Annotated in this window: 7 protein-coding genes and 3 pseudogenes; 8 read left to right on the forward strand and 2 right to left on the reverse strand. The window is 63.6% G+C overall.

The window, feature by feature from the left end:
* Positions 1-1,377 (forward strand): error-prone DNA polymerase family protein (locus tag DFP89_RS18955; protein ID WP_484216264.1); only part of this gene is annotated, 1,377 nt, incomplete at its 5' end.
* Between the two features lie 248 nt (positions 1,378-1,625).
* Here DFP89_RS18955 and DFP89_RS20935 read toward each other — a convergent pair.
* On the reverse strand, positions 1,626-1,853 hold the full coding sequence (locus DFP89_RS20935) for a recombinase family protein (protein WP_425452686.1): 228 nt from the start codon (positions 1,851-1,853) through the stop codon (positions 1,626-1,628).
* A 217-nt stretch (positions 1,854-2,070) separates the two neighbouring features.
* On the opposite strand from DFP89_RS20935, the pseudogene istA reads away from it, so the two are divergent.
* The 7 genes and pseudogenes from istA to DFP89_RS18995 all read left to right on the forward strand — a co-directional run bounded on the left by istA (position 2,071) and on the right by DFP89_RS18995 (position 10,636).
* A pseudogene (istA, locus tag DFP89_RS18965) lies at positions 2,071-3,603 on the forward strand (IS21 family transposase).
* Complete coding sequence (gene istB / locus DFP89_RS18970) at positions 3,593-4,384, forward strand: IS21-like element helper ATPase IstB (RefSeq protein WP_114350890.1); 792 nt, start codon at positions 3,593-3,595, stop codon at positions 4,382-4,384. Before istA ends, istB begins: the two are co-directional and overlap by 11 nt.
* 152 nt (positions 4,385-4,536) lie before the next feature.
* A pseudogene (locus DFP89_RS18975) lies at positions 4,537-4,914 on the forward strand (integrase core domain-containing protein); the annotation flags it as partial.
* Positions 4,915-5,036: 122 nt separating this feature from the next.
* A complete protein-coding gene (locus DFP89_RS18980; protein ID WP_114350891.1) occupies positions 5,037-6,773 on the forward strand; it encodes a sigma-54-dependent Fis family transcriptional regulator in 1,737 nt (578 codons plus the stop codon).
* 140 nt (positions 6,774-6,913) lie between these two features.
* Entirely contained in the window at positions 6,914-8,713 is a 1,800-nt protein-coding gene (locus tag DFP89_RS18985) for a flavin-containing monooxygenase (RefSeq protein WP_114350892.1), read from the forward strand.
* Positions 8,714-8,785: 72 nt separating this feature from the next.
* Positions 8,786-9,559, forward strand: coding sequence for an acetoin reductase (locus DFP89_RS18990; protein ID WP_114350893.1), 774 nt, complete (start codon positions 8,786-8,788; stop codon positions 9,557-9,559).
* Positions 9,560-9,583: 24 nt separating this feature from the next.
* Positions 9,584-10,636, forward strand: coding sequence for a 2,3-butanediol dehydrogenase (locus DFP89_RS18995; protein ID WP_114350894.1), 1,053 nt, complete (start codon positions 9,584-9,586; stop codon positions 10,634-10,636).
* Positions 10,637-10,814: 178 nt separating this feature from the next.
* Here DFP89_RS18995 and DFP89_RS19000 read toward each other — a convergent pair.
* Positions 10,815-11,302: pseudogene (locus DFP89_RS19000) on the reverse strand (IS5 family transposase); the annotation flags it as partial.
* Between the last annotated feature and the right edge of the window lie 97 nt (positions 11,303-11,399).

Here is an 11,399-nt window from a genome sequence, read left to right on the forward strand (position 1 = left end):
AACGACCAGCTGCGCCTGCATGATCTGGCCACGCTGGCCGCCCGCGCCCATGTGCCCACGGTTGTCACCAACGACGTCCTGTTCCACATCCCCGCCCGCCGCATCCTGCAGGATGTGGTCACCGCCATCCGCCACAATTGCACCGTCGAGGCGCTTGGCCACCGCCGCGAACGTCACGCCGATCGCTACCTGAAGCCCCCCGCAGAAATGGCCCGGCTCTTCGCGCGCTATCCCGAGGCCTTGGCCCGGAGCATCGAGATCATGCAGCGCTGCAGCTTCGATCTTGGCCAGTTGCGATATCAATATCCCGAAGAACGCGACGATCCCGCGCTGACCGCGCAGGACACGCTGGCGCGGCTGACATGGGCGGGCGCGGCCGAGCGTTATCCCGAAGGCATCCCGCCCGAGGTGACACAGGCGCTGAACCATGAACTGACCCTGATCGGCCGACTGAACTATGCCCCCTATTTCCTGACCGTGCACAGCATCGTCCGCTATGCCCGGTCGCAGAATATCCTGTGCCAGGGGCGCGGCTCGGCGGCCAACTCGGCAGTCTGCTATGTTCTGGGAATCACCGCCATCGATCCCAGTCGCAACGACCTGCTGTTCGAGCGCTTCGTCAGCGAGGAACGCCGCGAGCCGCCCGATATCGACGTCGATTTCGAACATGAGCGCCGCGAAGAGGTCATCCAGTGGATTTACAGGACCTATGGCCGCGACCATGCCGCGCTGACCGCGACCGTCATCCGCTACCGCGCCAAGGGGGCGCTGCGCGATGTCGGCAAGGCGATGGGCCTGCCCGAGGATCTGATCACCGCGCTCTCCTCGCTGATCTGGGCCTGGTCCGACGAGGGCGTCACCGATGCACAACTGGCCGAGCTGAACCTGAACCCCGCCGACCGCCGTCTGCGGCTGACCCTTGATCTGGCGCGGCAGCTGATGGGCGCACCGCGGCATCTGTCGCAGCATCCGGGTGGCTTCGTGCTGACCCATGACCGGCTGGATGATCTGGTGCCGATCGAGCCGGCCGCGATGCAGGATCGCCAGATCATCGAATGGGACAAGGATGACATCGACGCCCTGAAGTTCATGAAGGTCGATGTGCTGGCGCTTGGCATGCTGACCTGCATGGCCAAGGGGCTGGCGCTGGTGGCCGCGCACAAGGGCGCGCAATATGACCTCGCCAGCATCCCGGCCGAGGATCCGCGCACCTATGCCATGATCCGCCGGGCCGATACGCTGGGCACCTTCCAGATCGAGAGCCGGGCGCAGATGGCGATGCTGCCGCGCCTGAAGCCCCGGACCTATTACGATCTGGTCATTCAGGTCGCCATCGTGCGCCCCGGCCCGATCCAGGGTGACATGGTGCATCCCTAACAGCACAGCCCGCAAGCGGCGTTGATCTCGATCCAGACATCTCACGACGATTGGCCCTGACGGGCCAGTGCGCAAGGGCACACGCCAGCTATGTGGAAAGCGCGCGTGCCATGGCGCACACCCTCACCAACTGGCCTGGTTTTGCTCCGCCGCCATGGCCGATTTTTGCGCCGCCGTTGACAGATTCTTGCGCTGTGCCATCGGATCCCCATCGTTACCAACCCAAGGAACTTGCTATGGTCGGGCAGTTAATGCAACGGACCCCTACCAGATTGGCAAAGTCGACCAGCGAGCGGGAGGCGGTCGATCGTGTAGACCACGACAGCGTCGATCGACCCGTCCTCGATATTGACCATCAGGCGTTTCAGGCCGGGCCGCTTCAGCGCCGTGCCGGAGATGCCGCCGTCGTCAAACTGATCGCGGACAAGCAACCTGCGCAAGGGCAGGGCGCGGGTGACATAAGGGCGGAAGGCCACCGGCCCTCCGCCCCCGACTATTCTCAGGCTGAAAACGATGTTCTCAGAACCAGGTCTCGAATTGCAGGCCGACGGTCGTGCCCGAGGTGTCGGTGCCGTAGGCCTGTTAATTTTCGCTGAGAACTGACCCGGGTTGGCAGAGAATTTTCATTGAGAAGTGACCCATGTGCGAACTTCGCCCTGTCTGCGATTTGCAGGGGGCAATGGAGTGATAGACATGGCATTTTTGAGTGTAATTCGACGTTGGGCATTGCGAGAGGGAATGTCGATCCGCGAGATCGCGCGGCGAACCGGCCTCTCGCGCAACACGATCCGGAAGTATCTTCGTAGCGGCACAACGGAACCGAGTTTCAAGATTCCCGACCGGCCCAGTAAGCTGGATGCTTATGCCGAGAAGCTTTCTGGCTGGCTGCTGACGGAGAGTCGCAAGCCACGCAAGCAGCGTCGCACGATCAAACAGCTTCACCGGGATCTGGTTGTGCTCGGCTTTGCCGGTTCCTATGGCCGGGTGGCTGCATTCGCCCGCGCCTGGCAGGAAGATCGGCGGCGGGATCAGCAAACGACGGGCCGCGGCACCTTTGTGCCGCTGGTCTTTCAACCCGGCGAGGCGTTCCAGTTCGACTGGAGCGAGAACTGGGCGGTGATCGGCGGCGAGCGCATCAAGCTTCAGGTGGCCCATATCAAGTTGTCCCACAGCCGCGCCTTCCTGTTGCGCGCCTATCTCCTGCAAAGCCATGAGATGCTGTTCGACGCCCATTGGCACGGCTTTCGCGTGTTCGGCGGGGTGCCGGCCCGAGGTATCTATGACAACATGAAGACGGCGGTGGACAAGGTCCTGACCGGCAAGGATCGGCAGGTCAATGCCCGCTTCAGGGCGATGGCCAGCCATTATGTCTTCGAGCCTGAGTTTTGCAATCGGGCGGCGGGTTGGGAGAAAGGGCAGGTCGAGAAAAACGTCCAGGACAGCCGCAACCAGCTCTGGCAAACCATGCCGGCATTCCCGGATCTGACCGCGCTCAACGCCTGGCTGGAGCAAGGCTGCCTTGCCCTGTGGAAGGACACGGCCCATGGCACATTGCCCGGGACCATCGCGGATGTCTGGCATGCCGAGAGAGCCGCGCTGATGTCCCTGCCTCCAGCATTCGATGGCTTCATCGAGCAGAGCAAACGTGTGTCGCCGACCTGCCTGGTAACCTTTGAACGTGTCCGTTACAGCGTGCCGGCATCCTTCGCGAACCAGCGCGTCAGCCTGCGGGTCTATCCCGACCGGATCGTGCTTGCCGCAGAAGGGCATATTCTCTGCGAGCATCAGCGGGTGATCGTTCGATCACACCAGGCACCAGGACGGACAGTCTTTGACTGGCGGCACTACTTGGCCGTCATCTAGAGAAAGCCCGGCGCCTTGCGTATCGGGGCTCCCTTCGCCGAGATGCCGGATGCCTTCCGCCAACTCCAGCATCATCTGCTCCGGCGGCGCGGGGGCGATCGGGAAATGGCCGAGGTGCTGGCCCTGGTGCTGCAGCACGATGAACAGGCCGTGCTGACCGCCGTGGAACTGGCTCTGGAAGCCGGGGTTCCGACCAAGACCCATGTGCTGAATATCCTGCACCGATTGGTCGACGGCAAGACGCCCTGCACGCCCGATATCGATCCCCCGCAAGCTCTTGCCTTGCGGAATGAGCCCCGGGCCGATGTCGATCGCTATGACGGGTTGCGCGGCCAGAGCCGGGAGGCCCGCCATGCGTCATGATCCTGCCAGCGCGGCCGTCGTCATCATGCTCAAAAGCCTGAAGCTGCACGGCATGGCTCAGGCTGTCACCGACCTGATCGAACAGGGCGCCCCCGCCTTCAAAGAGGCGGTGCCGATGCTCTCGCAACTCTTGAAGGCCGAGATGGCAGAACGCGAAGTGCGGTCCATTGCCTATCATATGAAGATTGCCCGCTTTCCGGCCTATAAGGACCTCTCCGGCTTCGACTTCGCAGCCAGCGAGGTCAATGAAGCCCTGATCCGCCAACTCCATCGCTGCGAGTTCCTCGACGCCGCCCAGAACGTGGTTCTGATCGGCGGGCCCGGCACCGGGAAATCCCATCTCGCCACCGCCCTTGGCATTCAGGCTATCGAGCATCATCGCAAGAAAGTCCGCTTCTTCTCGACCGTCGAATTGGTCAATGCGCTCGAACAGGAAAAGCTGCAGGGCAAGGCCGGGAAAATCGCGGACAGCCTGGTGCGGCTCGATCTCGTGATCCTGGACGAACTCGGCTACCTGCCGTTCAGTGCGACAGGCGGGGCACTTCTCTTCCATTTGCTGAGTAAGCTTTATGAGCAGACCAGCGTGGCCATCACCACCAATCTCAGCTTCAGCGAATGGGCCAGCGTCTTTGGCGATGCCAAGATGACAACCGCCTTGCTCGATCGGCTCACGCATCGCTGCCACATCCTGGAGACCGGGAACGACAGTTTCCGCTTCAGGGCAAGCTCGGCCGCGGCAAAAAAGATGACAGAAGGAGGCCAGGACTTGACCGATACATGAGCAACAGAACATAATCTTCAGGCGGGTCAATTCTCGATGAAAAACCCGGGTCAGTTCTCAGCGAAAATTAACATTATGGCCACACGCTGCGCTATTTGGGGGCTGCGCGCGCGGCCATAACCTCAAAACAGCGCTTCTTCCCGACGTGCTATGGCACCGAGTTCACTTCGAACGCGATCCTGGAATGGGCCGAGAAGATGAAGGTGAAGTGGCACTACATCGCCCCAGGCAAGCCCATGCAGAATGGCAACTGCGAAGCCTTCAACGGCCGGATGCGTGATGAGCTGCTGAACGAGACCCTGTTCTTCGGCATCGACCATGCCCGCGAGGCTGTCGCTGCATGGACCCACAGCTACAACACCGAACGGCCCCATTCAGCCCTCGGATACCAGGCCCCGGCGGTCTTTGCCGCCCAACTCACCGCAATGGGCGATCAGCTTCGCGCACCTGAAACGCTCCGCAGATCGCCCATTGCTCCGTCGGCGCAACCGCGCCAAATTCAACCGCCGACTCTGGTCTCAGATGGATGAGCATCGGGGGTCACAGCACTGATCGCCAAGTTGCTGCCTGTCGACGCGCCCCGAACAAGACCAAAGTTTGTTCGGAACTGGATATTCCCCGTGCTAACCTGACCGACGGGGAGGACGGCGGCATGAGCGATCGGCAGCACGTCGAGGAAATCGAGCGGGTTCTGGGCGGCAGCCAGACCGGGCGGGACGGCTTCGTCTCGGCCTCATGGCGGCGCTGCGTCGAGGTCTATGGCATGGACCCCATGCGGCGCGACCCGGCACATATCGTCACGCAAAGCGAATTGCGCGACCATCGCAAGCAAGCGGAATGGATGATCGGCGCGGCGCGATCCAGCCTGCAAAGCCTGTTCCGGCAGGTCGCCGGTCAGAATTACGCGCTGCTGCTGACCAATGCCGCGGGCGTCTGCGTGGACTTCTTTGGCGACGAGCTGTTTCTGGACGAGCTCAAGACCGCCGGGCTCTATCTCGGCTCGAACTGGTCCGAAGAACTTGTCGGAACCAGCGGAGTCGGCGCCTGTCTGGTGACGCAAGAGCCAGTGACCGTTCATCAGGACGACCATTTCGGCAATGCCCATATCGCGCTCAGCTGCACATCGGCGCCGATCTTCGACAGCCTCGGCGCACTGGCGGCGGTGCTGGACATCTCGCTGCTGCGCTCGCCCACGCCCAAGCGCAGCCAGAATCTGGCGATGAGCCTGGTGACCAATGCGGCGCGACGGGTCGAGATGGCAAACTTGATGGCCGAAAGTCGCCGCGACTGGGTGCTGCGCCTGTCCGACAGTCCCGAGTTTCTGGACGTGGACCCCGAAGCGGCGGTGCGGCTGGACGATTCGGGTCGGGTGCTGGGCTACACGCACGGCGCAAGGCGACTGTTCCCCGATGGCTCTCCCGTCCTTGGTCGGCGTATCGACGAGGCGCTGGGCCTGACCATCGACGACCTGCCCGACCTGATGCGCGACCGCCCGACCGAGGAACGCATCCTCGAGATGCGCGAGGGCGGCGCGCTGTTCGGCCATGCCATCGCGCCGCAGGCACCACGCAAAGCGCTGCGCTTCGACCGTCGCGCCGGGCCGCTGGCCAGCCTGTCGGACGGTGACCCGGCGATGACGCATCTGCTGACCCAGGCCGCGAAACTCGCGTGCACTTCGGTGCCGCTGCTGATCGCGGGCGAATCCGGCACCGGCAAGACCAAGCTGGCCCATGCGATCCACATGACCGGCGGCGCCAGCGGCTTTCTGGCCCTGGACTGCGCCGGGGTGGGCGGCGGCGATCTGCGGCAGGCCTGTTCGGACCTGCCCGGCGGCGCCACCCTGCTGCTGCGCCGGATCGAGGATCTGCCGGCGGAAACCGCACCGCTTCTGACCGCCCTGCTGGACGGGCGCGCCGGGCTGCGTGTCCTGTCCACCACCTGTGCGGCCCCGGCGGCACTGGACCTGCCCCGACCGCTGTTCCATCGCCTTGCCGGTGCCATTCTGACCCTGCCGCCGCTGCGCCAGCGCCAAGACATCGGCTGGCTGCTGGACCGGATCCTGCGCCGGCGCACGTCGCAGGACATGCGCCTGTCACCCTCGGCCCGCGCGGCGCTGCTGGGCCGGCCCTGGCCCGGCAATCTGCGCGAGCTGGAGCAGGTGCTGGATGTGGCAATCGCGCTCTGTGAGGGGCGCGTCATCGACCTGCCGGACCTGCCGGTGCCGGTCGACCGCGCCGCCGCGTCCGGCGCCGATGCACCGGGCGAGCCGCTGGAACAGGTGATGGAGGCCTGCGGCTGGAACATGGCGCGTGCGGCGCGACGGCTGGGCGTGAACCGCTCGACCGTGCTGCGCCGGCTTCGCGCTGCCGGGTTGCAGCCGCCCGCCTGAAATGTTGCGCCCCGTTGCGCGCGCAACACGCTGCATCGCAGCGGTCGCTTTTACGGCCCGCCTCGCTTTGTCGTGATGGATCGGATGGGCAGACGCCGCCGATAGTCGACCTCGAACAACGCGCATGAGGAGGAGACGCGATGCTCGATTCTACCGTTACGAGCCGCACGCAGGCCGTTCTGGACCAGCTCAACACAGCATTGGAACAGGGGGATGTTGCCGCTGCTGCCGGGCTTTTTGCTGCCGACAGCTACTGGCGCGATCTGATCGCGCTGACCTGGAACCTGAAGACCGTCGAAAACCCCGAGGGCGTCGCCGACATGCTCAGCCATCAGCTGGCGCACACCCGCCCCGGCAATTTCCAGATCCAGAAAGGAGAGATCCCCGCCGAGGAGGGCGGCGTGATCACCGCCTGGATCACTTTCGAAACCGGCGTGGGTCGGGGCTGGGGCCTGATGCGTCTGCGCGATGACCGCATCTGGACGCTGCTGACCGCGCTGCAGGAACTGAAAGGCCACGAGGAAAGCCGTGGCGTCCGCCGCCCGATGGGGGCCGAGCATGGTGCCCGCAAGAACCGCACCACCTGGAAAGAGCAGCGCGAGCACGATGCCGCCACGCTGGGCTATGAAACGCAGCCCTATACCGTCATCATCGGCGGCGGACAGGGCGGCATCGCCCTTGGCGCGCGGCTGCGGCAACTGGGCGTGCCGACCATCGTTCTGGACAAGCATGACCGCCCCGGCGACCAGTGGCGCAGCCGCTACAAGTCCCTGTGCCTGCATGACCCGATCTGGTACGACCACCTGCCCTATATCAAGTTCCCAGACAACTGGCCGGTGTTCACCCCCAAGGACAAGGTCGGTGACTGGCTGGAAATGTATACGCGGGTGATGGAGCTGAACTACTGGACCCGCTCAGAAGTCGAGAAGGCAAGCTTTGACGAGGCCTCGGGCACCTGGACGGTCGAGGTGAACCGCGACGGCGAAAAGGTCACGCTGCACCCGACGCAACTGGTGCTGGCGACCGGTATGTCGGGCAAGGCCAATATGCCGAAATTCCCTGGCATGGAGGACTTCAAGGGCACGATCGAGCATTCCTCGCAGCACAAGGGCCCGGATGACTGGGCCGGGAAAAAGGTGGTGGTTATCGGCTCGAACAACTCGGCGCATGACATCTGCGCCGCGCTGTGGGAGGCGGATGCCGACGTGACCATGGTGCAGCGCTCCTCGACGCATATCGTGCGCTCGGACACGCTGATGGATATCGGTCTGGGCGGGCTTTACTCGGAACAGGCGCTGGCCAACGGCATCACCACCGAAAAGGCCGACATGATCTTTGCCTCGCTGCCCTACAAGATCATGCACGAATTCCAGATCCCGCTTTATGACAAGATGCGCGAGCGCGACGCCGATTTCTACGCCGGTCTTGAAAAGGCGGGCTTCCAGCTGGACTGGGGCGACGACGGCTCGGGGCTGTTCATGAAGTACCTGCGCCGGGGCTCGGGCTATTACATCGACGTGGGCGCAAGCCAGCTCATCATCGACGGCGAGGTCAAACTGGCGCATGGTAATATCGACCATTTCGAGGAAGACGCCGTGGTGCTGACCGACGGCACCCGCCTGCCCGCCGATCTGGTGGTGCTGGCCACGGGCTTTGGCTCGATGAACGGCTGGGCGGCCGATCTGATCAGCAAGGAGGTCGCCGACAAGGTGGGCAAGGTCTGGGGTCTTGGCTCAGCCACGACCAAGGACCCCGGCCCGTGGGAAGGCGAGCAACGCAACATGTGGAAGCCGACGCAGCAGGAAAACCTGTGGTTCCACGGCGGTAACCTGCACCAGTCGCGGCATTACTCGCTTTATCTGGCGCTGCAGCTGAAGGCGCGGATGGAGGGGATCGAGACCCCGGTCTATGGCCTGCAACAGGTCAACCACCTGTCCTGACCCTTCGAGATCAGCCTGTCCGCTCGCTGCGAGCGGGCAGGAGATTTCAACGAACAGCTCAATAGGAACATCATGTCTCTTGCAAGAAAGACCGCCCTTGTTACGGGCGGGGCGCGCGGTATTGGCCTTGGCATCGCCGAGCGTCTGGCCGCCGATGGCGCGAAAATCGCGCTCGTGGACCTGAACCCCGGTCCGCTGGCCGAGGCGGCCAGCCGCTTTGCCCCGGAGAAGGTGATCACCATCGCGGCGGATGTGACCGACCGCCAGCAGATCATCAACGCCATCGACCAGACCGCCGAACGGCTGGGCGGTTTTGACATCATGGTCAACAACGCCGGCATCGCTCAGGTCCAGCCCATTGCCGAGATCACCGAGGCCGAGATGGACCGGGTTTTCGCGGTCAACGTGAAAGGCGTGCTCTGGGGCATCCAGGCCGCCGCAGCGCGTTTCAAGAAAGACGGCACCAGGGGCAAAATCATCTCGGCCGCCTCGATTGCCGCGCATGAGGGTTTTCCCATGCTCGGCGCCTATTGCGCCACGAAATTCGCCGTGCGCGCCCTGACCCAGGTTGCCGCCAAGGAGTTCGCCGCCGATGGCATCACGGTGAACGCCTATTGTCCCGGCGTGGTCGGCACCGACATGTGGACCGAGATCGACGCGCGCTTCGCCGAACTCACCGGCGCCGAGAAGGGCGCGACCTTCGACAAGTTCGTGGGCTCCATCGCTTTGGGCCGGGCGCAGACGCCGCAGGATGTGGCAAGTCTGGTGTCTTACCTCGCCGGTCCCGACAGCGACTACATGACCGGCCAGTCGATCCTGATCGACGGCGGCATGGTCTATCGCTGAATCGCTCCTGAAAGGAAAACCAAGATGAAAGCAGCCCGTTGGCATGCGGCACGCGACATTCGCGTCGAGGACGTGCCCGAACCCAAACCCGGCCCGGGAGAGGTCAAGGTCAAGGTAGCCTGGACCGGCATCTGCGGCAGCGACCTGCATGAATACCTGGCCGGGCCGATCTTTGTGCCGGTAGGCCAGGATCACCCGCTGAGCCATGACAAGGCTCCGATCACCATGGGCCACGAATACTGCGGCATGGTGACAGAACTGGGCGAGGGCGTCAGCGGCCTTGCCATCGGCGACCGGGTGGCGATCGAGCCGATCTTTGCCTGTGGCACATGCCCCGCCTGCCTCGAAGGCAAATACAACCTCTGCGACAAGCTGGGTTTTGTCGGCCTCTCGGGCGGCCATGGCGGCTTTGCGGCCTATTCGGTGGTGCCCGCGCGCATGGTCCACAAGATCCCCGATGGCCTGTCGATGGAACAGGGCGCGCTGGTCGAGCCTGCGGCGGTGGCGCTGCATGCCGTGCGCCTGTCCAGGATCAAGGCGGGCGACACGGCGGCGGTGTTCGGCGCCGGTCCCATCGGCCTTCTGGTGGTCGAGGCGCTGCGCGTCGCCGGCGCGGCGCAGATCCATGTCGTCGAACCCTCCGAGGTGCGCCGGCAAAAGGCGCTGGAACTGGGCGCAACCACCGTCATCGACCCGATGGCCGGCGATGCTGTCGCCGCCATCCGGCAGGCCAGCGGCGGCGTGCATGTGACCTTCGAGGTGACGGGCGTGCCGCGCGTGCTACCGCAATGCATCGATGCCACCCGGCATGAAGGCCAGGTGCTGATCGTCTCGATCTGGGAAGGTGATGCCGCGTTCCACCCCAACACCGTGGTGCTCAAGGAACGGCAATTGCAGGGCACCATCGCCTATCGCAACGTCTATCCTGCGGTCATGGCGCTGATGGAGCAGGGCTATTTCAATGCCGAAAAGCTGGTAACCAAGCGGATCGCGCTGGACGACATCGTGACCGAAGGCTTCGAGGCACTGGTGGCCGAGAAATCGCACGTCAAGATCCTGGTCGAAGCGCCCGCGTAACACGCGCGACGGGGGCGGTCGCTGGCCGCCCCCAAAGCTTAACCCCCGTTGGCCAATGAGAGCCCGGGCCGGGCACCGGCAGTCGATCTGCTGAGGGAACGCCTGCCAGCGTCCTGTCTTGGACCTCGTGCCAACTAGGCGATGTATGGACGCAGGCAACATGTTCGATTAGTTTAGGTCATGTTGACAAATGGCGGAGCCAGAGCCTGATGCAGGCGATGTCAATGAAGCCGAGGAAACTGTCTGCAGTTTTGTCGTAACGGGTCGCCAGCCGTCGGCTGTTCTTCAGTTTGTTGAAACAACGCTCGACCATATTGCGCAGTGTGTAGATGGTCATGTCGACAGCGTTGCGCACCTTTCGGTTCTTTCGCATCGGGATCATTGGCAGGGCATTTCGGCCCTCGACATCTGCCCGAATTTTATCAGAGTCATAGCCCCTGTCGGCGACCAGAACTGCTGGCTGCGGCAGGTTGTCGGCCATCACCAGATCATAGCCGGTGTAGTCGGAATCCTGCCCAGGCGTGATCTCGGTTCTCATCGGGAGGCCAGCGCCGTTGACGCGGAGATGGATCTTGGTCGAAAACCCACCTCTCGAACGGCCAAGAGCCTCTTTCGGAGTCCCCCTTTTGCGCCGGCCGCATGGTGGTGGGCCCTGATCACGGTGCTGTGAGATATGCTCGAAAGTTGGTGACGCTTGATCAGGCGGCAGCTTGAATGTGGCGGACGCCGTCGCGGAACTCAACCCCGCTGATGACCTCTGGCA

This window comes from Paracoccus lutimaris (assembly GCF_003337565.1).
GTDB classification, from domain to species: Bacteria; Pseudomonadota; Alphaproteobacteria; order Rhodobacterales; family Rhodobacteraceae; genus Paracoccus; species Paracoccus lutimaris.